General features: G+C 50.0%; 17 protein-coding genes. 8 read left to right on the plus strand and 9 right to left on the minus strand.

The window, feature by feature from the left end; all coding sequences use genetic code 11:
- Positions 1-140: 140 nt before the first annotated feature.
- The 4 genes from pnp (at position 141) to KJY73_RS06095 (ending at position 5900) form a co-directional block, all read left to right on the plus strand.
- Positions 141-2267, plus strand: a complete 2127-nt coding sequence (gene pnp, locus KJY73_RS06080) for a polyribonucleotide nucleotidyltransferase (RefSeq protein ID WP_214341420.1) — start codon at positions 141-143, stop codon at positions 2265-2267.
- Positions 2268-2500: 233 nt separating this feature from the next.
- Entirely contained in the window at positions 2501-3406 is a 906-nt protein-coding gene (gene nlpI, locus KJY73_RS06085) for a lipoprotein NlpI (protein WP_206593821.1), read from the plus strand.
- A 7-nt stretch (positions 3407-3413) separates the two neighbouring features.
- A complete protein-coding gene (locus KJY73_RS06090) occupies positions 3414-4877 on the plus strand; it encodes a tetratricopeptide repeat protein (RefSeq protein ID WP_214341422.1) in 1464 nt (487 codons plus the stop codon).
- A gap of 102 nt (positions 4878-4979) precedes the next feature.
- Positions 4980-5900 carry a TlpA family protein disulfide reductase gene (locus KJY73_RS06095; RefSeq protein ID WP_214341425.1) on the plus strand — a complete coding sequence of 307 codons (921 nt, stop codon included), beginning with the start codon at positions 4980-4982 and terminating at the stop codon, positions 5898-5900.
- 42 nt (positions 5901-5942) lie between these two features.
- Here the strand turns inward: KJY73_RS06095 and KJY73_RS06100 are convergent, their stop codons facing one another.
- From KJY73_RS06100 to KJY73_RS06115, 4 genes are read right to left on the minus strand one after another with little or no spacing between them, the layout of a single operon-like run.
- Complete coding sequence (locus KJY73_RS06100; RefSeq protein WP_214341428.1) at positions 5943-7181, minus strand: ABC transporter permease; 1239 nt, start codon at positions 7179-7181, stop codon at positions 5943-5945.
- Entirely contained in the window at positions 7174-7842 is a 669-nt protein-coding gene (locus tag KJY73_RS06105) for an ABC transporter ATP-binding protein (protein ID WP_214343270.1), read from the minus strand. The genes KJY73_RS06100 and KJY73_RS06105 overlap by 8 nt, the downstream gene beginning before the upstream one ends.
- 43 nt (positions 7843-7885) lie before the next feature.
- Positions 7886-9049 carry an efflux RND transporter periplasmic adaptor subunit gene (locus tag KJY73_RS06110; RefSeq protein WP_214341430.1) on the minus strand — a complete coding sequence of 388 codons (1164 nt, stop codon included), beginning with the start codon at positions 9047-9049 and terminating at the stop codon, positions 7886-7888.
- 12 nt (positions 9050-9061) lie between these two features.
- Positions 9062-9754, minus strand: coding sequence for a YIP1 family protein (locus tag KJY73_RS06115; RefSeq protein WP_206593816.1), 693 nt, complete (start codon positions 9752-9754; stop codon positions 9062-9064).
- 202 nt (positions 9755-9956) lie between these two features.
- Between KJY73_RS06115 and KJY73_RS06120 the strand changes: the two genes are divergently transcribed.
- Positions 9957-11405, plus strand: a complete 1449-nt coding sequence (locus KJY73_RS06120) for a GGDEF domain-containing protein (RefSeq protein ID WP_269813741.1) — start codon at positions 9957-9959, stop codon at positions 11403-11405.
- Positions 11392-12639, plus strand: coding sequence for a glycosyltransferase (locus KJY73_RS06125; protein WP_232848405.1), 1248 nt, complete (start codon positions 11392-11394; stop codon positions 12637-12639). The genes KJY73_RS06120 and KJY73_RS06125 overlap by 14 nt, the downstream gene beginning before the upstream one ends.
- Positions 12640-12653: 14 nt before the next feature.
- On the opposite strand, the gene KJY73_RS06130 is transcribed toward KJY73_RS06125, so the two are convergent.
- From KJY73_RS06130 to KJY73_RS06150, 5 genes are all read right to left on the minus strand, one after another.
- Positions 12654-13184, minus strand: coding sequence for a SprT family zinc-dependent metalloprotease (locus tag KJY73_RS06130; protein WP_214341436.1), 531 nt, complete (start codon positions 13182-13184; stop codon positions 12654-12656).
- Between the two features lie 72 nt (positions 13185-13256).
- Entirely contained in the window at positions 13257-15110 is a 1854-nt protein-coding gene (locus KJY73_RS06135; protein ID WP_232848406.1) for a choice-of-anchor I family protein, read from the minus strand.
- 186 nt (positions 15111-15296) lie between these two features.
- Positions 15297-16841, minus strand: coding sequence for a glycoside hydrolase family 32 protein (locus KJY73_RS06140; protein WP_214341440.1), 1545 nt, complete (start codon positions 16839-16841; stop codon positions 15297-15299).
- Positions 16842-16982: 141 nt separating this feature from the next.
- Complete coding sequence (locus KJY73_RS06145; RefSeq protein WP_214341442.1) at positions 16983-18206, minus strand: DEAD/DEAH box helicase; 1224 nt, start codon at positions 18204-18206, stop codon at positions 16983-16985.
- Positions 18207-18275: 69 nt separating this feature from the next.
- The gene (locus KJY73_RS06150) at positions 18276-19301 is read right to left on the minus strand and encodes a site-2 protease family protein (protein ID WP_214341444.1); all 1026 of its coding nucleotides are present in this window, start codon (positions 19299-19301) and stop codon (positions 18276-18278) included.
- A 319-nt stretch (positions 19302-19620) separates the two neighbouring features.
- Here KJY73_RS06150 and KJY73_RS06155 point away from each other — a divergent pair, with 319 nt between their 5' ends.
- A complete protein-coding gene (locus tag KJY73_RS06155) occupies positions 19621-20658 on the plus strand; it encodes an OmpA family protein (protein WP_214341446.1) in 1038 nt (345 codons plus the stop codon).
- Positions 20659-20860: 202 nt separating this feature from the next.
- Complete coding sequence (locus KJY73_RS06160; protein ID WP_232848407.1) at positions 20861-21490, plus strand: LysE family translocator; 630 nt, start codon at positions 20861-20863, stop codon at positions 21488-21490.
- Positions 21491-21579 lie beyond the last annotated feature (89 nt).

Genomic DNA, 21579 nt, shown 5'->3' on the forward strand with positions numbered 1-21579 from the left:
TGCGCCGCGTTAAAAAGCGAATATATGAACATTCAATGTAAGAAGCCTCTGCCATGAGACAAGGGGCTGTACTGGTGAAATCAATAGTTTCCAGTCGCAGTCACTTTGTTGGGCATCAGGCTTAATGTAAGGAAAATTAAGTGACTCCAATTACTAAAACCTTCCAATATGGTCAGCACAAGATCACACTGGAAACCGGCGTTATTGCCCGTCAGGCTACTGCTGCTGTTATGGCCAGCATGGATGACACTGCGGTATTAGTTACCGTAGTAGGTAAAAAAGAAGCCAAAGCCGATCAGGATTTCTTCCCTCTGACGGTCAATTATCAAGAAAAAACCTACGCTGCCGGTAAAATCCCTGGCGGTTTCTTTAAGCGTGAAGGCCGTCCTTCTGAAAACGAGACCTTAACTGCTCGTCTGATTGACCGTCCTATTCGTCCGCTGTTCCCAGAAGGTTTCAAGAACGAAGTTCAGGTTGTTATCACTGTGATGTCGGCTAACCCTGATATCCCAACTGATGTGATCTCCATGATCGGTACATCTGCTGCGTTGGCTATTTCCGGTATTCCATTTAATGGTCCAATCGGTGCGGCACGTGTAGGTTATAAAGACGGTCAATATATCCTCAATACCCGTAATTCTGAGCAAGCTGACAGCCAGCTAGACTTGGTAGTTGCTGGTACGCAAAGTGCGGTATTGATGGTTGAATCTGAAGCCAGCGTATTGTCTGAAGAAGTGATGCTGGGCGCGGTAATGTACGGCCACGACGAGCTGCAAGCCGTTATCAACGCGGTGAACGAATTTGCCACTGAAGTAAATACACCTAAGTGGGATTGGCAGCCAGAAGCAGAAAATACAGAACTGAAAGCTAAGGTGAAAGCCCTGGCCGAAGCTGATATGACTGCCGCTTACCAAATTTCTGACAAGCTGGCCCGTAAAGACGCAGTTACTGCAGTGACAGATAAAGTGGCTGCACAGATTCTGGAAGAAAGCCCAGAGCAAGACGCAAAAGAACTGAAAGAGCTGCTGCACGATCTGGAAAGTGACGTAGTGCGTTCACGTATTCTGAACGGTGAGCCACGTATTGATGGTCGTGACCCACAGATGATTCGTGCTCTGGACGTAGCCACCGGCATCCTGCCTCGTACTCACGGTAGTGCCTTATTCACCCGTGGTGAGACTCAGGCACTGGTAACCGCGACTTTAGGTACAGAGCGTGATGCGCAGATGATTGACGAGCTGGGTGGTTTAACCAACAGCCGTTTCATGCTGCACTATAACTTCCCTCCATACTGTGTTGGTGAGACCGGTATGATGGGGTCACCCAAACGTCGTGAAATCGGCCATGGTCGTTTGGCTAAGCGTGGTATTCAAGCGGTAATGCCGTCTGAAGAAGAATTCCCGTACGTGGTACGTGTGGTGTCTGAAATCACCGAGTCAAACGGTTCTTCTTCTATGGCTTCCGTATGCGGTAGCTCATTGGCACTGATGGACGCCGGTGTACCAATTAAGGCATCTGTTGCTGGTATCGCTATGGGCCTGGTAAAGAGCGACGACAAGTTCGTTGTTTTGTCTGACATTTTGGGTGATGAAGATCACCTGGGTGACATGGACTTTAAAGTGGCTGGTACTGCTGAGGGTGTTACTGCGTTGCAGATGGACATCAAGATCGAAGGTATCACTAAAGAGATCATGCAAATCGCTCTAAAACAGGCCAAAGAAGCCCGTTTGCATATCCTGGGTGTGATGGATAAAGCCATCAATTCACACCGTGAAGAGATGTCTGAGTTTGCTCCACGCATTTACACCATCAAGATCGATCAGGACAAAATCCGTGAAGTTATCGGTAAAGGTGGCGCGGTTATTCGTTCTATCACCGAGAAGTCTGATACCAACATCGAGATCGAAGATGACGGTACTATCAAGATTTTCGCAACCGAGCGCGCTAAGGCACAGATTGCTATCGATATGATCGAAGGCATCACAGCTGATGTGGAAGTGGGCAAAACTTACCATGGTAAAGTAACCCGCTGTGTAGACTTCGGCGCCTTTGTTGAAGTACTGCCAGGTAAAGAAGGTCTGGTGCATATCTCCCAGATCGCTCATGAGCGTGTGGCCAAGGTGAGTGATTACCTGACCGAAGGTCAGATGGTGGATGTTAAGGTCATGGAAATCGATCGCCAGAACCGTATCCGTCTGAGCATTAAGGAACTGCTGGAAAAACCTGCAGCCCCTGCTGAGTCTCAGGCAGAGCAGCCTCAGGACTGATAATCTTTCATAACTGATTGATTAAGAAAAATAAATGGCACCCAAGGGGTGCCATTTTTCGTTTTAATTTGTGCTATGACCTTGGCATTACGTATGCCTGCAACAATAATTTGATACAGCAAGGGGCTTTAAGCGGACAGCCAGAACAGGTATAACTGGCTGCCGGTATTTGGGCCGGAGTCTTAACAGGCCTCCCGCATTAAGACGCACCTAAAAGGAAAGCGACAGGTTAGATGATCATTAAGCTATCAAGATTATTTTTATTAGTGGCTGCCGTCATCGGTAGCAATGCCTGCAGCACAGTACCTAATGGTCAGTCAGGTAATGGGCAGATGGGCAACCTTATTTTGGTTGAACCTATGCCAGCGAATATGCGTAGCCAGATGGCGCTGGCAAGGTACAGTCAGATTTTGGCTCAGGTCGAGCTGGATAATTCGCAGCGTGCCGATCTGCTTTATCAGCGAGGCATGTTGTATGACAGTGTCGGTTTAGATGGCCTGGCGCAATTTGATTTCAGTATGGCGCTGAAACTGCGCCCTGATATGGCCGAAGCCTATAATTTCATGGGAATTCACCACACCCAGAATATGGAATTTATCCAGGCTTATGAAGCCTTTGATGCGACTTTGGATATTGACCCCAATCACGACTTTGCATTTCTGAATCGCGGCATCGCGCTGTATTACGGTGGTCGTCCAGAACTGGCGGTTGACGACTTAAATCGTTTTTATCATCGTGATGAAAGTGACCCTTATCGCGCTGTGTGGGCTTATCTGGCTGAGACGGAAGTCGATGCAACCCAGGCGCTTAAAACGTTGCGGGATAGCCGCAGCAAATTAAAACAGGACAACTGGGCGGTTGCCTTAGTGGATCTGTATTTGGGGGATATCTCTGAACGTCAGTTATTGTCCGAGTTACTGGTGGGTGTGCGCAGTCAGCAGGAGCTGGCTAATCGCTTGTGTGAAGCTTATTTCTATCTGGGTAAATACCATATGGCTAAAGGTCAGAAAGGGGTGGCGTCAAACTACTTTAAGCTTTCTTTAAGTACCAATGTTTACGAGTTTGTCGAGCACCGTTATGCCAGACTAGAGTTAGATTTGTTACGCGAGAAAACACTGCAAGACGAACCGGTACGATAAGCAAAGTATGTTGAAGTATTTGCGTTTGTTGATTATTGCTGTTGGCGGTGCCTGTTTGTCGGTAGCCAGCCAGCAACAATATATTCCCATAATGCTCAAGCAGGGGGAGAGTGACCCTGCCTCTTTGTTCCGAGCTGTGAATGTAGGCTCTGATGAAGCGCTCAGCGCACTGAGCGAATATGCACAGCAAAATCAGGATCCTTATTGGCTTAGGCAAGCAGCACAGCTTGGTGATGCACGTTCTTATTATCGTCTGGCATTAAACGAGACAGAAGAAGCGCCACATAAACGTTTGATGGCAAAGGCAGCATTGGGGGGCTTTGCTGCCGCTCAGCATGAAATGGCCTTACTCAGTGATTCTGCTGAGAACAAACGTCGCTGGCTGGAGCTGGCTGCTGAGCAGGATTACTTGCCCGCGATTATTTCATTGTATCAATGGCTGCTGATTGAGGAGCAACCAGAGCAAGCCGAAGCCTGGCTGGAAAAGGCCGCTCCGCGGGACGCTAACAGCGCACTGCTGTTGGCCAAGCTGGAGTGGCGGATTGGTAAGTACAAGCAGGCTAAAAGTTGGCTTAGCCATGCCCGAGATAACGGCGTTGCAGCAGCGGGGGACTATCTAACTTGGATAAACCGTTACTGGCAGCGCAAAGGTAATGGGCTGGCCGTGGCCAGGAATCAATGTGTGATCCGCCTACAGCCTGTGGTGATGTCACTAGAGAACATGCAACAGATGGCGCAATTGAGCCAGTCCTTTAAACAGGATGAGCGACTCGAATCTCTCCCCATTTGCCTGCTGGAGCCGGTTTGGGTGAAGCCCAAACAAGTAAAGTGTGATGAAAACTGGCAAAGCCATCGACGTTTGGGGTGTGATGTCAGGCAGTTGTCCCGATTACCACTGGCTGAGGATTTTACCCACTTGATGGTGCTGGCACCGCGTGGCAAGGCCAATGTACACAATGGCATTATGTATCTTGATCAAGGCGACACCTATTCGGTGTTTGTGCATGAATTGGCACATTTTGCCGGCTTCGTGGATGAGTATCCGCTGTCTACAGATATGGCCGAAATGGTCTGCCACCCGTATAGCGATGCACCGAATCTGGTTTTTGTGACCGAAGCAGAAGAACTACCTGAGAAGCTTGACGGTTGGCGTCAAACTGGTGAGGTATGGTCCATGGCTAAAGCCAGGACTTGTAACAATCATCAGATGCAGGCCTACAAGGGCAGCGACCGCTTAACCTTTATGGAATATCACGACCAAGCCTACATTCCGCCTTTGTATATGGCGTTATGGAAGCAGCGTCTGGAGAATCGTGCCGAACTTTTACCTGCCTTTGTTAATTTTGCCCAGGCCTGGGAAGCGGCAGGCAATACTGAGCTTGCCACACAATGGCGCCAACGAGCCAACCTCTATCAGTTTCCTGCGCTGGCTGACAGTTTTCAGGTGGATAGCGTCTTAAGCCCGCTTTGATCTGCGCCTGTGTGGATAGAGAGGGGAATGTCTGTTTTTTACAATTTCCACGCTTAGCATTTCACTACACTGGTCATAGATGTTTATTTAAAAGGACACTTTATGACCAGTTTTAAATATATTCCTTTGCTACTGCCGTTGCTCTACGCAGGTAAGCTGTATGCAAGCGAAGCCCTGGAAGTACTAAAGAGTAAAAACTATACGGCGGTGAGCGGGGAATTATTGTCTTATGCTGACGTAGTTGGTGAATCGCCCATGTATGTCAAATTCTGGGCGACGTGGTGTGTACCTTGTATGCAGCAGATGCCGCATTTTCAGCATGCCTATGAAGAATTCGGCGATAAGATTAAGTTTGTATCTATTAATTTGGGTGTAAATGAAACACCGGATGCCCTGGCTGAGGTCATCGATAGATTTAAACTCACCATGCCAATCCTTCAGGACAATTCAGGGGAACTGGCGCAGGCTTTCGGGTTAATGGGCACGCCCTGGCATATTTTGGTCACTCGTGATGGACGTATAGTGCATAAAGGCCATGATGCCGATGCCACACTGGATAAACGTCTTTCATTAATCGCGGCTCGCCAGCCCGGAGAGCTACCGGCGATTACGCTGATTGACGGTGAGCAACAAAATCTGGACATCCAGAAGCAGGGCTCGCAGATGCTGTATTTTACTGCCACCTGGTGTGATTGGTATCTCAAAGACTCCAGACCTGAGCAAAGCCAGAATTGCATCGCAGGCCAGCAGTTTTTCAACCAACTAAGCGAGGAATATCCTACTGCGCATAGCCTGGGTATCGTATCTCGGCTATGGACCGAGCAGACTGACTTGAATGAATACAGAGAGAAGTTCGCGGTTAAACATCCTCTTGCCATCGACACTAGTCTGGATGCGGCAATCGGCTACGGTATTAATCAAATGCCAACGCTGGTGATCATTAAAGAGGGTAAGGAGGTTTTGAGAATTAACTCCTTTGCTTCTCCTGATAAATTGTTACAGCAGATACAAGACGTAATGTAGGTCGAAAAAAATGCCGCGCTATGCGCGGCATTTTTATAAGTGTTATTCGTAACGCAAGGCGTCGATGGGATTGAGCTTAGCGGCTTTCACCGCTGGCATCAGGCCGAAAATCACGCCGATCGCCGTGGTAAAACCAAAGGACAGGGCAATCGCCCAACCCGGTACCAATGCGCCCGGCATGCTGGGCATCAGCATGGAGATAAAGGCTGCCAGCCCCCAGCCGAGCAACAAGCCAATAATGCCGCCAAATAATGATAAGACCAGGGCTTCGACCAGAAACTGCAGCATAATAAAGTTGGGAGTGGCTCCCAGCGCTTTATTGATGCCAATCTCGCGTGTCCGCTCGGTAACCGATACCAGCATAATATTCATCACACCGATGCCGCCCACCAGCAGACTGATACCTACTACGCCACCGGCGACCAAGGTTACCGAGGTCGTCACCGCCGCGAAGCTTTCCTTGGTTTTTTTGGCGGTGATAAATTCAAAGTCATCCTTATCGTCACCGGAAAGATGATGGCGCTTGCGCAGAATTTGCCGGATTTGGGCCTGAATATTATCCAGATTCGCCCCAGGGGCGGGTCTGAACAGAATATCAATATTCTCTGTTACTCTGGCGCCAGCCAGGGATGCCATAGTAGAGAACGGTGCAATAATATAGTTGTCCTGATCAAAACCAAACAGTGAGCCTCGCTCTTCTGCTACACCGATAATGCGAAACCATTCCCCAGACAGGCTGATAAATTCACCTATGGGATTGTCCGGAAGTTTTAGCTTCTTCCGTGCTGACTCGCCAATAAATACCACTCGGCGCCGTCTGTCATCGTCCGTGCTGCGAATAAAACGTCCTTGTTGGGGGAAGACTTTAATCACCTTTTGATAGCCAGAGTCGGTGCCTATTACCTGGGTTTGGATGGTTTCCCGGCCGTAGCTGACGGTGCTACCAAAGCTAAACGCCTGCATACTGGCACTCATATCTTCCACGTCTTTGACCTTGGCTTTAAGCACCAGAAAGTCGTCGTAGCTCAGTTTGTTGGAAAACCCCAGCATGGCTTGTTCCTGCGACGTGGTGGCTCGTAGCGTCACCATATCGCTACCAAGATCATCAAGCTGTGCATCAATACTGGAGCTCAAACCTTCCATGACCGCCACGACGGTAATCACGGCCGCCACACCGATAACAATGCCTAAGGTGGTCAGCGCACTTCGCATGGCATGGGCACGAATGGAAGCAAGCGCTGCCCGGGTGCCTTCAATGGCGGCATGTAGTCCGCTAAACATGCAGTCTCTCCCTCTGTGCAGCGTCATTGCGACTGTCTTTGGCCACCTTGCCGTCTACCAGGCGAATGACCCTTTGACAATGGTCGGCAATTTCCTGCTCGTGGGTTACCAGCACTATGGTATGGCCTTCCCGATGCAGTTCATCAAACAGCTTCATAATGTCCTGGGTTGTTTTACTGTCCAGATTACCTGTCGGCTCATCACCCAGTAAAATCGCTGGCTTGGTGACCAGCGCGCGCGCGATGGCTACTCGCTGGCGCTGACCACCGGATAGCTGGTTGGGGAAATGCCCAAGCTTATCTGCCAGTCCGACTCGCTGCAGGGCTTGTTTAGCCATATTCTGCCGTTCCGACGTTGGTAGCATGCGATATACCAGTGGCTGCATGACATTAGCGAGCACAGAGGCGCGAGGTAACAGATTGAAACTCTGAAAAATAAAACCGACGCTTTGGTTACGAATTTTCGCCAGCTCAGCCTCATCCATACTCGCCACGGGCTGGTCGTCCAGCAGGTATTCGCCGCTGCTGGGAATATCCAGACAGCCAAGTATATTCATCAGGGTCGACTTGCCTGATCCCGACGGACCGATGATCGCCACATAATCGTTGCGAGTGATATGCAGATTGATGTCACGCAAAGCGTAAAACTGCTCGCCGCCCATCTCATAGCGTTTGCTGATATTGCTCAGCTTGATTACCTGATCATCATAGGTCACTGTCAGCACCCTGCTTAAGTTGCACCTGCTGTCCTTCCTTAAGCTGACTGAATAGCCGCGATGGTCCCACCACCACTTTGTGCATGTCCTGCAAGCCAGATAACACAGCCTGCTGGATGTCGGTAGCCATACCGGTAGTCACCCACACCTTGGCAAGCCGGTTATCATCATCTACGCGCCAAACAAAAGACTTACCTTGCTCTTCCTGAATAGCAGCGACAGGTACATTCAACGTTGCTTCCCCCTGACTGGTGATGATTTCTGCCCGACAGCTCATTCCGGGATACAATTTATGCTCACCAGGGTTAAGCAATACCTTGACCCTGAAAGCCAGTCCTTCGCCGCTGGATAGGCGCTTAGCCGAGGTGCCGATGGAAATGACTTCGCCGGTAATGGGGGTTTTGGGCAGAGCTGCGGCAAAAATTTCTGCTGTTTGTCCTAAGGCAACCCGTGAAATATCCGCCTCATCGACCCTAAGTTCGGCCAAAATGGCACTGGGATCAGCCAACACCATGAGATCTGAGCCTACGATATTGGTGGTGCCGGCAATCACGGTTTCGCCGGTTTTAATATCTACCGAGGCTAACAGCCCATCCATGGCGGCGACGAATACGGTTTTGCGCAGTCGGTCTTTGGCCAAAACCAATGCGGCTTCGGCTTGCTCAAGTTGTGCCTGGGCAGCCTCTGTATTGATATGCGCAATATCCAGTTGGCTTTGCAGGGCATCCACGGTTTCCTGCTGAACCAGCTTTTGCGCCAGTAAACTGCGATTGCGTTCAACCTGGCGCTGCAGATCGGCTTCTACCGCCTGAGTGCGCTGAATTTCTATGCGCCGCGCATCAACCGCAGCCTGGTAACTTTCCACATCGGCATTAAAAGCGGTAGGGTCGAGGCGCATCAGCACCTCGCCTTGTTGTACTTGCTGACCTTCCTCTACCAGTACGTTCTGAACCGTGCCTGTTACTTCAGAGCGGATCTGAATTTGTGATTTAAACACCAGATTTCCTGAGGCCAGAATGGTATCACTCAGTACTCCCTGGCTGACAGAGGCAGCCTCTACCGTTACCTGGCCCTGATTGCCGGCAAAATGCTTATAGGCAACCAAGGCTCCCAGACCGCCAATAATGGCGGTCAGGATGACTAATTTTTTCATATTGGAATCCGCTTAGATCAAGGCGAACAGTAGCCAGATACCCATGATCAGGGTGAAGGGCAGTCCGGCGAACACATAAGCGGTAACCGGCTTCATTTTCGCCCAGATCTGTAAACCTGCAGCAGCAACCACTATGCCCCATACACTGAACAGGTTTAAGGCTTCGGTCCATGCGTATAGAGCATGCTCAACAGGTAAGTTCAGTACAAGTTGATTTAAAGAAGCATAGTTGGCGAAGTTCAGCGGAAGGTCAGGGCTGTCTGCCAGTAAAACCAACAGTGCCAAGCCCAAGGCATTGAAAAACATTGGCATCATGGCCCACAGACTAAAGCTGTACCAATCACCATAGCTGAATTCATCGGTGCGACTGACCAGTTTCAGATAGCCGGCATATAAGGCATTCATTATCAGGGTAACCAAAATAATGCTAATGGCGGCAATAGGTGCAGTGTAAGGTGCACTGTCCTGCATAAAGTTGCGAGCTTGATCTGCTTCGGCGGGGCTGACATCCCCCATCTGCGCAATTTGTTGTTCGACAATCCATTCCGAGCTCATGCCACTATATAGCCAGTAGGTGACTAGAGCGTAAAAAACGGTTGAAAAGATAAGTGCAATCCATCCCCAGCCTTTGGCTTCTTTTAAGTCCTCAAACAGGCTTTTGGGGGCCACAAAAACGTTGATTAATGCATTGGAAAGTGTTGCCACAAATTGTCTCCCTTGATTTCTTATACTGGGCGTTTTCCTGAAAGGTGTGTCGATGAAGTTAAGCTTCAAAATCACTGAGCACCCTATGCTAGTCGCCAGCAAAGCAAATTTATAACAAAAAAGATGTAAAAAGTTTTCTTGGTTTTTCAAATACCTCTTTGCTGGTATTGGCAGCTATGGCAAGGTGCCATTACACTTAAATATGTCGTCAGGTATCAGGGAAGGGCTTGTCCGCCAAATTTCTCTTGTTTTGAAAGGTGGTACTCTGAAGTTTCCTCGACTCAAATGGTTGCTATCTGCGGCCGTCTGCTACTACTTGACCGCGTTGTTGGGCATGACCATCTTGTCCCTTCCTCCCGGCAACATCAGCTTGTTATGGCTGCCTTCCGGTATCGGACTCATAATGTTTATGCGTACCGGTTTGCTGGCAATTCCTTTCGTATTTATTGCCAGTCTGGCTGCCAACCTGCCCCAGATGGATGCCGCTATGTTAAATCACGGCGCATATCATGCCGTTGTGGCAGCCTTCATCGATACATTGTCATCTGCTTTCACTGCCTTTTTAGTACAGCGATTTTTACCGCAAGGCCTGCGTAAAAGCTGGGATGTGGCAGTTTTTGTTCTGTTCGCTTGTATTGTGCCAATGGGAATGACCTCGCTGCTGCTATGCGTCAACCTTTGGTGGGGGGGCTATATCGGACTCGAGCAAGGAATGGACTATTTCCAAGCGTTGTTTCTGGCTGATAGCCTGGGAGTATTGTTGGTTTATCCCCTGTACCTGAGCCTGCAAAACCTTTCATGGAAGGCGTTGAGCTGGCCAAAATCAATTCTGCTTGTTCAGTTGTGTGCATTATTGGCCGTGGTGGTGGCATTTTTATGGCTGCCCGGTGTGATTTATTTGATATTCCCATTACTGACCTTCATTGCACTGCGTGGCTGTCCTTATCATTTGGGTATAGCGCTTATGTTGAGTGTCATAACCTCTCTAATGATGGCATCAATGGATCTCGGCCCCTTCGCACTGGCGGAGCAAAACGCTGGCATTGTATTGTTGATGTCTTTTGTATTCTGCATTGCTTTAGTATCGCTGGCGGTAATGCTACATCAGCAAGAGCTGAATGACGCCAATCGAATTCAGGCATTCTGGCGTGAAAAAGCCATCCATGATGACCTCACTGGCTTATACAACCGGGTGCATTTTATGCGTCGGCTGGAAGAGGAACGCCAGCGCTGTGAGCGCACTGGCATTCAATACGTTGTGGCTCTGATGGATTTGGATTGGTTTAAAAGAATCAATGACCAGCATGGCCACATTGTGGGAGACAGGGTGTTAGCGGGGGTGGCGGCATTACTACAAAAGCAGCTACGACAAATTGATGTGCTGGCCCGTATTGGTGGAGAAGAGTTTGCCCTGCTGATGCCTGGCGTCAGTATTGAGCAGGCTGGCCAAGCCCTGGAAAGACTGCGCAGTACTCTGGAGTTGCAGGGAATTAGTGTCAATGGAACTACCCACAATATCACGGTGAGTATTGGCGCGATGCAGGCAGATGGTACGCCGGTAGAGATACTGCTGCAAAAGGTTGATAGACTGCTGTATCACGCTAAGCATCAAGGGCGAAACAGAGTGGAGATGTATCTTGCCGGGCAATAGTAAAACCTTGTTGGTGATTGGCTATGTGTGGCCAGAGCCTAATTCTTCGGCTGCCGGCAGCCGCATGTTACAACTGTTATCTGTGTTTCGTTCGGCCGGCTATCAGGTGGTGTATGGTTCGGCTGCAGAAAGCAGCCAGCATGCGGTAGACTTGGCTGAGCTGGGCGTAGAGGCGGTTACTCTGAGCCTTAACTGCGCGTCTTTTGATGATTACATTCGCCATCTTAACCCGGATGTGGTGATGTTCGACCGCTTTATGATGGAAGAACAATTTGGCTGGCGGGTGGAGCAATATTGTCCCGGTGCCTTGCGTATTCTTGACTCCGAAGACCTGCATTTTCTCCGCCATGCCAGGCATATGGCAGTTAAACAAGGTGAGGAACTGAGCAACGCGCATTTATACAATGAGCTGGCTAAGCGTGAAATCGCCGCCATTTTACGTTGTGACATCACCCTGGTTATTTCCGAATTTGAATGGTCTTTGCTGCGTGATGTCTTCAATATTCCGGCTGAGATTCTGCATTACTGTCCCTTTATGCAAGGGCAAATGTCTGTGCTTAAAACTTTGGAGTTTGAACAGCGCGAACACTTTGTCAGTATTGGCAACTTTCGTCATGCACCTAACTGGGATGCCGTGCTGTATTTGAAAGAGCAGATCTGGCCGCTTATTCGTCAACAACTTCCGCAGGCAGAGTTGCATGTTTATGGTGCTTATCCGCCACCCAAAGCAACGGCTTTGCATAATCCAAAACAAGGTTTTCTTGTTAAAGGCTGGGCCGAAGACGCGCTGAGCGTCGTCGGGCAGGCGAGAGTGATGCTGTCTCCGCTGCGATTTGGGGCAGGATTAAAGGGCAAGTTGATCGATGCGGCGTTGTGTAAAACGCCGGCGGTAACCAGCAGTGTAGGGGCAGAGGGCATGTATGGCGCGCTACCGCCTGGATTGCTGGTGGCAGATGATGCCCAGGCCTTTGCTGAGCAGGCCATTGGTCTCTATCAACATAAAGCACAATGGCAGGTGCTAAGCGAATATGCTGGTCAATTGTTACCAGCGCGCTTTTCTCAGGCGGAGCACGGCCCCAGATTGTTGGCCTGTATGGAGCATGTTGCGAGCAATCTGGAGGCACTGCGTCAGGCTAATTTCTTTGGCAGCATGCTGCGTCATCACAGCCTTAAAAGTACCCAATATATGGCGCAGTGGATTGAAGCCAAGAACCGTCTGAAATCTCTGTCCTAGTCGTTGAATCAAGCTTAATGGTGTGTCGCCACCAAGGCTTGTTGGCAGCGGCGACAATGATAGACAACGCCCTTTTGAATGCGGTTGTGGCGTCTAATTGACAGTTGCACAGGGCCGCACTGACAATGATAAGGAAATTGCCGCCCTGCCACTTTGCTGATATCCATTCGATGGGTAGATGAGCCATTGAGGTTAAACAAAGACTTCATCAGGCCTTTCCACTGCGGGCCATGTGGACGCACCCGTCCAAATAGTGAGCCTCGCCCATGCAACTGCCAAACCAGTAAATGGCAGAATTCATGGGGGATCACTTCATGCATAAATTCATCTGGATTGTCCGCCAATAACACGGCATTCAAACGAATATGGTTACTTTGCAGGCGAGCGCTGCCGGCAATTCGACCGCGTTGGTCAAAGCTCAGGGTGGGCAAGGGAAAACGCCGCTGTAATTGCTGTTCAGCTAGCTGATGACAATACTGAAGACGTTGCTGTGCCTGTAATTTGAGATCGTTATCCAAGCGAGAGAAAACCCAAAACCATAACATTCTGGGCCTAAGTGTATCAAAGCGGTGTACGGTAAGGCCAACAGACCAGCAAGCTGTTGGCCTTTTGGGTGGTTATTTTTCAGTGACTTGATAAACCGTTACAGAACCACTGACTTCGTTACCTATCAGCAGAAGTGGATTGCCGTTGGGGCTGTGCTCTGCACTGATAAACTTGATACTTTCCGGTCCTAGATCGCCTGCATTGGGTACTTCACTACAATCCATGCCTTCGCCTTCATCGCAGGGATTATCCAAGTCGTCATCCAGTTCAAAATCGACATCGAAATTACGATTATTGTAATGGGCAACAAAGGCTGCCTGAAATGGGTTGGTAACATCATAAACAAACAAGTCGCCGGAACGCTCCTGGCCAATAAAGGCATAAGTGCGGCCTTCAATTTCACCCACATCAATGGCCTCAGGTTCACCGCCTTTATCGTCTGAGCGGTTGTCACCCTTATTCTCAGTATGGGCGCTGTTGAAGTTGTTACCTAACACGGCGGCACTGATTCGGCCAAAATCGTCACCAGAATCAAATACCAGGTTAATGTTTTGATCCCAGATTGAGAAAGAGCGAGCACCATAGGCGTAGAGTTTTTCCACGACTCCGTCGTTATTGGGATCGAGCCTGGCGGAAGTCACCTTCAGACGTCCCAGACCGTCTTTACCGCCGGTTTCATCATATAGCGCCTGTAATGCGGTGGAGAATGTCAGGTTGAATTTGTCCGGGTCGACAATATCCTTCACCCGGATATCTTCTGAATAGGCATCCCAGTCTCTGGAGTCCCCTTCATTAGCCGACAGGATAAAGGTCGCGCCATTCCAGCTATACGTGGCGATGCTGTCCGGCTGGAACATACCGTATACATTGGGGAGGGTTCTGAACGATGCCACTTCATCTTCATTGGTAAAGTCAATGCCGTATAACCCCCAGTCTTTAAGGCCCAGTGCTTTGACTTCAATGCTCATCTTAGTCAGGTCCAAGATACCAATGGCATTTGCTTCCTGCAGTGATACATAAGCGGTTTTGCTATCCGCGGCAACGGCAATGTACTCTGGCTCTAGGTCCTGTGCCACTGTGGTGCCGAGTGGACCGGCAAACTTAACCCCGCTGGCGCTAAGTAAACTGCGACGTTTAGCATCCGTATCGTAATCTTCAGCACTGAGAAGATCCGAACTGAAGGTCATATCTGTGCTGAGGTTGATCTCATCTGCCAGATCGGCGGGCGTGCCGCCAGTCATGCTGATGACACTGATAGAACCCTCGGGATCAAGGTTGTAATCCGTGTCGGGCTCTCCCTCATTGGCAACCAGAAGCTTGCTGCCATCCGGCGTAAAGGTGAGCATATCCGGCAATGCACCGGCCGCGACGGCTTTTACGAAACTGCCCTGACCTGTGCCATCCAGGGTGTAGAATAAGACTGCACCTGTGGCGGTTTTCTCTTTACCGGCCACGGCAATGGCCAGAATGTCATCATAAATGGCAATGGAATTAGCTTCACCCAGAAGAAGATTTACAGTTGTGCCTGCCGAATTTTTTACTGACACGGTATCCGGGAAGGTAAAGGCGGTGGATGACAGACTGCTGTCATTCACCGGACTGCCTACAGCGGCAGTGGGCAGGCTGACCAGTGAAATAACTTCAATGTGGTTGTCGGCGGCATTAATGGCAAACGCCGATTTAGAGGCAACGTGAAACTGCACGATTTCAGCCGCAGACTTGCCGTAGATGCCGGTGTTGAAACGCCCAACCACGTCAATGTTCAGGTCTCTGGGCAGATCTTTACCTGCATTACCATCCTGACCTGGGGTACCGTCCTGACCCGGTGTGCCGGCAGGCCCTTGGCTGCCATCGTCGCCATCCAGCGAACAGCCTGTCAGTATCGACATTAAGGTTAAGGTGAGTAGCGCGTGTTTTAGTGTCATTCGTGTTCTCATGCTGTTGTTTTTAGAGAACAAAATCTAACCGTGGTGAAATGACCATAGGATGACAGTTATATTGCCGAAATATGACGTGTTGGCGTTTCGGTGGCGACAAGATAACCGAGAGAGACTGATTAGACAGCCCGTTAAGGCTCGGTAGGGTAAGGTGATTGCCTTAGTTCAACCTCATTACCAAATACTCGCCAACTTGTAGCTTTGCTTTTGCTTAAGTTCAGCACGACCAGAAATACTTAAGGATGTGTAAGGGCGCGTAGGGAAAAACCTTTCGGTCATACTAAGTTGTCCATCATTGACAAAGACTTCCACGGCGCTGTGATCCAAAAACAGTCTGATTGACAACGCGTTGTCTGAGATTGTCAGCGGTGCCCTATGCCTGGAGGCAAACACCTCAGAAAAATCCGCGCGTCCAGCTTGAGAGCGGTCGATGTAAAACTGTCCTTTATCTACCCCCAGCACTAGCTTTTCGCCCAATTCATTGCTGAAGATAAGTTCAAGGATGCTTTCCTGCTCAGGCAGCCTGAATTCAAACCACCATTCCGATTGCATGATGTCGGTTTGACTTTGCATGGTCAGGCGGTTGGCCTCACGATGTTCAGTCAGGGATAAGGGCTGGCGCAGGGATTCCAGTTCTGCAACTGGACGAGATTTAAGCCTTAGTCCTTGTGCGGTACTGACCATATCCAGCGTTCTTGGCATAGTCATACTGCTTCGCCAGGGATGCGTTGGGAGCTGTTGTCCATACAACCAGTTGCTCATCCAGCCAATAAATAGGGTGCGCCCGTCTTCTACCCCTGACCAGGTTACGCCGGCATAGTTATCAGCACCATGGTCAAGCCATACGGCCTCCTGGGACTGCAAGGTGTTGGCAAAGTCCGGATCCAGAGAAAAGGTCTTACCATCAAAATCACCGATAAAATATTGGATCCCCGAACCCCCTTGTGGGCCGCCGGGGTTTAGGTTCAGCAGCAGTGCCCAGTGGGTCTGATCAGAGCCGGGCAGGGTAAAGGGCAGCAGATCTGGGCACTCCCATACACCGCCTTGGGCGCCCAGTCCCTTGCCAAAACTACTTTGATACTGCCAATCAATCAGATTTTTTGAGCGCCAGAACTGCACATGATCTGTCACCGATAATGCCATGACCCAATGCTGACTGGGTGCATGCCAGAATACCTTAGGATCACGGAAATCCTGGGTTTCGCCAGGGTTGGGTATGACCGGGTTGTTGGCATACTTTTGCCAGCTACGGCCATTGTCCAGGCTAAAAGCCAGTCCTTGTGATTCATGGTTACGAGTGTTTTGTGCTGCTGCTTTTGGATCATGGTAGGTAAAGAGGGCGACCAAAGGGATAACCCCATCTTTACCCAGACCGCTGGTATTAAGGGTGTCTGCCACGATACTACCGGAAAATATATAGCCCTTCTCATCAGGTGCCAGTGCGATTGGCAGATGTTGCCAATGTACTAAATCTCGACTGACGGCATGACCCCAATGCATTGGGCCCCAGCGGGTGGCATCGGGATAATACTGGTAAAACAGGTGATATTCACCCTGGTGATAGACCAGGCCATTGGGATCATTCATCCAGCCGGATGGCGGGGAAAAGTGCCACTGAGGACGATAGGGCTCCTGGTAATCACCAGCCGTAAGCTCTTGTGTATGGCCAGTCAGACTAATCAGCCATACCGTCGTTAAGAGGACGCCCCACCGCAGCATGTGTTTCACTTGTCGCCTATACGCATTTACCCAACAAACTTACTGCCAATATTGAGTACGGAAAGCCGGTTGTCTAGATTTTGGGCAATGAATACGAATTCATCGCCCAAATGAAGCGAAAGTGGCCTGTGATCTGCGCGTCTACTCTGGTTTTGGGATTTTAGGTTTCTTTGGCTTCTTGGGCTTTTTCGGTTTCAGGGGGCGTAAGTCCAGCTTGGACTCAGGTAAGGGCTGTTTGGGTTCAAAATCCGCCACGGGCTGACGCGGGATTAGCTGGCCTATTAGCCGCTCGATGGCACTTAGCTCAGCAAACTCTTCAGCACATACCAAAGAGATCGCCTGACCGGCGACACCGGCGCGACCTGTCCGGCCAATGCGATGCACGTAATCCTGGGTGATATGTGGCAGATCGAGATTGACCACGACGGGTAATTGTTTGATATCCAGTCCGCGTGCGGCCAAATCGGTCGCTGCCAACACCCTTACTTTACCCTGATGGAAATCGTTGAGCGCACGGATTCGGGCACCCTGGCTTTTGTCGCCGTGAATAGCGGCGGCAGAGATTTGCTGCGCCGTCAGGTTTTTGGTCAGGCGATCCGCCCCTTGCTTGGTGCGGCAAAACACCAAGACCTGCTGCCAGTTATGTTGCTGGATTTGGGTAATCAGCAGCGCATTTTTTCGCGCCTTATCAACGGGAATCAGCCACTGTTCAACTTCTGTTGCTGCGCTGTTGGACGGGTGAACCGATACTTCCTCTGGGGCCTGTAATAAGGTGGCGGCCAGCTGGCGGATATCTTCTGAAAAGGTTGCCGACAACATTAGGCTTTGGCGCTTACCCGGGAGCAGGTGCAACACCCTTTTTACCTCAGGTAAAAATCCCAGGTCCAGCATACGGTCAGCTTCATCCAGCACCAGAATCTGCAGCTGTTTAAAACCGATAGCATTGCATTGGTGTAAGTCCAGCAAACGCCCTGGTGTCGCCACCAAAATGTCGCAGCCTGAGCGCAGCGCCTGCATCTGCGGGTTAATTTTCACCCCGCCGTATACCGCCAGCACTTTTAAACGGTTTTGTCCGGCGTAGGATTTCATATTGTCGCTGACCTGGATGGCCAGTTCTCTGGTCGGCACCAGAACCAGTGCTCGGGTCTGATTAGCCCGTACACTGGGGCCTGATAGTAAGCGTTGAATAACCGGCAGCGCATAACCTGCGGTTTTACCCGTGCCCGTTTGCGCGGAGGCGAGTAAATCTTTTCCAGAAAGTACCACGGGAATGGCGAGCTTTTGAATCTCGGTGGGGGTTTGATAGCCGAGTTCTGCCAATCTGTGCAGCAGGGCCGGTGTCAGGCCTAACGCTTCAAATGTCATAGATGTTCAATGCCTTGCTGTATGTCATGCACTAAGTTCAAAATGGGATGGCCGAAGTGGCCTTTGCGATCAGTTCGCCAGGATTTGCATGGGCAACTGCAAAATAGGATGCTCTGCATCGGCAAAGGCGTAAATCACCGCAACATGGCCGGCCAGTGTCAGTATGTACCAGAGCGCGGAAAATATCCGGCCATAGCTGTCCAAAGGAACTAACACAGATTGGTGGCGGGTGCGCCATTCGAGCAAGATTTCAATCGCGCCAAAGAAGATGAAGAAAACCAGCAGTGCCAGCCCGAATATCCATGCAATACCCAGTCCCAGCGCCATACCTGCGATACACACACTCAAGCCCAGCCAGGAGCGCATGGAAAAGCTGATGCTTTTGATCACATGGCCGCCATCCAAAGGCAGGATAGGCAGCAGGTTAAACAGATTTAACAATGAGCCTATGACTGCCGCCCCGGCAAAAAGCTCCTGGCCGGTCAGGGCATAGAGCAGCAGACAACCCAGCGACATCAGCAATCCAAATACCGGTCCCATGATGGAAATCACCACGTCCTGCCAGCGGGTGGTAAGTTTGTCATCAGACAGCGCCAGCCCGCCAACAAAGGGGATAAGGTAAATGCCTTTGGTTTTGATGCCGAAATATTGCATAGCCCGCACATGGCCATATTCATGTACAACCAGGCAGGCAACTAACACCAGGGCAAACTCGATACTAAACAGCCAGCTATAGCCAGCCACAGAGGCAGCAGCCAGAGCAGCTTTCACCACCTTGGCACTTTTAAACAGCTTAAACCCCAGCGCCAGTAGGCCAATGGTTCCTTTGCTGGCTGGCTCCGAAGGTAGCAAAAACTCCTCACTTTGCACCTCCTCACCATCCAGGCTCAGCTGGTAACGCATCTTTGGGGTACCGGCAAGCATGGTCAGTTGCAGTGCTACCCTTACGCCATTGGCAGCGACAAAATGATGCTCGGTCAGTTCTTCATGAGACGATGTGCTGACTACCGTACCTGAATAGCTCAGATACTGCTGGTTATCGCGAATTTCCAGACTCAGAGGCTGATCATACAAAGTGGCGTGAAGTAGTTGCATCTTATGTTTCCGAACTGAAGGGGCGCTATGGTAGCCAAGTTCATTTGAATGGGAAAGGCGTTGTGTTTGCTAAGGGGTTGCACGAATAGCTCAAAATATCGTCTTTTGCGCTTTTTGAGACCGTCTTTCTGACGCTGCAGACGTTATGTACAACTTATTGATTTGTAATTATTTCCCTTCTAGTGGTCAGCTTTGATACAATCTCGCGCCGAATTTTTCGGTTTGTCGGTTTTTTGCACGAAAATTATTACAACAGAGGCTGATACCGGCTTGGTTAATTGGTATTTCTGCTTATTACGCGCACTGTAAAGGGATCATCATGAAATTGAACGCCATTGTTAAGGCTGCATTGCTTAGTCTGTTACCTGTTTCCAGCTTGCTTGCTCAGGAAGCACCGCAGTACGGTGCCTGGGTTGCAGGCTTTGGTGAGTACTATAAAGTTGATAACGACAAACCCAACGCTATGGATAATTTTGAGGATGCGTCCGGGTTTGGTGCCGAATTAGGTTTTCGTTTTACCCCTGAGTGGGGCGCCCGCTTGGAATGGTCTCGTTTGAATTTTGATTCCGAGTCTGGCCTGAACGATCGTGATGGCGATCGTTTTGGTATCGATGCTTTGCATTATTTTGATAAAAAGCAAACCTACCTGTTTGCTGGTTTTAAGCACCAGAATCTGGGTGAGAACTACCGTCTGGTGAACTTTGGCCTGGGTCGTCACTGGGATCTGAGCCAGGACTGGAAACTGGTTACTGAAGCGGCAGCTTATTATGACTTCGGTCAGGACTTCACTGATTTTGGCGTGAAACTGGGCCTGGCTTACACCTTTGGCGGCAATAGCAGTGGCAGCAGCGCTGGTGCGAATTCTGCTGCTCAGACCGTGGCTGAGGTGGATAGCGATGGTGATGGTGTAAACGACAGTCAGGATCGCTGTGCCAATACGCCAAGCACAGACAGAGTGGATGCTTTTGGTTGTACTGTCTTTGATGAGAAAACCGTTTCCAGCGCCTTGGATATGTTGTTTGCTCATGACAGCTACAAAATTGCCAATCCGCAGTCTCAACAGGTAAAGAACTTTGCTGACTTTATGCAGCAGTATCCAGATACCCGCGTGACTATTGAAGGCCACACTTCATTGGTCGGAACTGAGGCCTATAACCAGACACTTTCTGAGCGTCGTGCTGATGCGGTGAAACGTCTGCTGGTGGAACAATACGGTATCACGGCTGATCGCATTCAAACTGTTGGTTACGGTGAGAGCCGCCCACTGGACAACGCCGATAATGAAGCGGCGCATAAAGCGAACCGCAGAATTCATGCGCAAATCAGTACTACCAAAAAGGTTAAACTGAACCGCTAAGAGACAATAGAAAGGCGCCAAAGGCGCCTTTTTTATGCCCCTAAGAATCTCTTATCTTACTGAGCTAAGCTAGTTTGCTTCGGGTGGGCTTTGCCCTACGCTCTAGCCCTGAATATGAAGCATAGGTGGATGGTTGAGCATAACGCGGGAACCAAATCCCTATTCAAAAGGTCCACCCAATCTATTCATTAACAAGGAAGGTATGATGTTTCCCATCGATGTGTGGCTGACCTACAGTCTGGCTTGTATTTTATTGGTACTGTCTCCTGGCCCGGATAATCTGCTCGCCATTGGCCGCGGTTTGAGTCAGGGCAAGTTGGCGGCGATTTTTTCTGGTTTATCTTCCGGTACTGGGATCCTTTTTCATGTGCTGGCCGCTACCTTTGGTTTGACTCTGCTGATTAAAACCTCGGCTCTGGCGTTCTACGCGGTGAAGATTGTCGGGGCCGCTTATCTGATTTGGCTGGGGATTAAGGTACTTCGCTCACGCAGCCTGTTTAGCTTAGAGCCGGTAAAAAAGCAGTCACTGACCACCATCTTCAGTACAGGCTTTTTATCCGCCGCGCTGAATCCTAAACCCGGCATGTTTGTACTGGCCTTTGTGCCCCAGTTTGTAAACCCTGAACTCGGTTCTGTTACTGCACAGATGCTGGTTTATGGCGCTTGGTTTGCCCTGTTAACCGCCGTTGGATTTGCCTTAATGGGGATCTTTGCAGCCCGGCTTAGCCATTGGCTGCAGGCCCGCCCCAAAGTGGTAAACGCCCTGAATATTGGAGCAGGGGTGACCTTTATCGGCTCCGGCCTGGCCGTAGCGGCGATGAAGCAACGCTAGCCGGCCATCTTATCTATCGCTCTGGAATATTACCTTTTACGCCCAGGGCAACCCCTTTCCAACGTCCTCGCTATCCAAAACTTTCTGTT

The organism is Bowmanella yangjiangensis, from assembly GCF_018531185.1.
GTDB classification, from domain to species: domain Bacteria; phylum Pseudomonadota; class Gammaproteobacteria; order Enterobacterales; family Alteromonadaceae; genus Bowmanella; species Bowmanella yangjiangensis.

Excerpts from the sequence above, each read along its gene's own strand:
- KJY73_RS06120 (WP_269813741.1), top strand. The coding sequence starts at position 9,957 with ATGTCGTCAGGTATCAGGGAAGGGCTTGTCCGCCAAATTTCTCTTGTT.
- KJY73_RS06135 (WP_232848406.1), bottom strand. The coding sequence starts at position 15,110 with ATGACACTAAAACACGCGCTACTCACCTTAACCTTAATGTCGATACTG.
- KJY73_RS06150 (WP_214341444.1), bottom strand. The coding sequence starts at position 19,301 with ATGCAACTACTTCACGCCACTTTGTATGATCAGCCTCTGAGTCTGGAA.
- KJY73_RS06095 (WP_214341425.1), top strand. The coding sequence starts at position 4,980 with ATGACCAGTTTTAAATATATTCCTTTGCTACTGCCGTTGCTCTACGCA.
- KJY73_RS06160 (WP_232848407.1), top strand. The coding sequence starts at position 20,861 with ATGATGTTTCCCATCGATGTGTGGCTGACCTACAGTCTGGCTTGTATT.
- nlpI (WP_206593821.1), top strand. The coding sequence starts at position 2,501 with ATGATCATTAAGCTATCAAGATTATTTTTATTAGTGGCTGCCGTCATC.
- KJY73_RS06140 (WP_214341440.1), bottom strand. The coding sequence starts at position 16,841 with ATGCTGCGGTGGGGCGTCCTCTTAACGACGGTATGGCTGATTAGTCTG.
- KJY73_RS06155 (WP_214341446.1), top strand. The coding sequence starts at position 19,621 with ATGAAATTGAACGCCATTGTTAAGGCTGCATTGCTTAGTCTGTTACCT.
- KJY73_RS06105 (WP_214343270.1), bottom strand. The coding sequence starts at position 7,842 with ATGGGCGGCGAGCAGTTTTACGCTTTGCGTGACATCAATCTGCATATC.
- KJY73_RS06100 (WP_214341428.1), bottom strand. The coding sequence starts at position 7,181 with ATGTTTAGCGGACTACATGCCGCCATTGAAGGCACCCGGGCAGCGCTT.
- KJY73_RS06110 (WP_214341430.1), bottom strand. The coding sequence starts at position 9,049 with ATGAAAAAATTAGTCATCCTGACCGCCATTATTGGCGGTCTGGGAGCC.
- KJY73_RS06130 (WP_214341436.1), bottom strand. The coding sequence starts at position 13,184 with ATGTTATGGTTTTGGGTTTTCTCTCGCTTGGATAACGATCTCAAATTA.
- KJY73_RS06090 (WP_214341422.1), top strand. The coding sequence starts at position 3,414 with ATGTTGAAGTATTTGCGTTTGTTGATTATTGCTGTTGGCGGTGCCTGT.
- KJY73_RS06145 (WP_214341442.1), bottom strand. The coding sequence starts at position 18,206 with ATGACATTTGAAGCGTTAGGCCTGACACCGGCCCTGCTGCACAGATTG.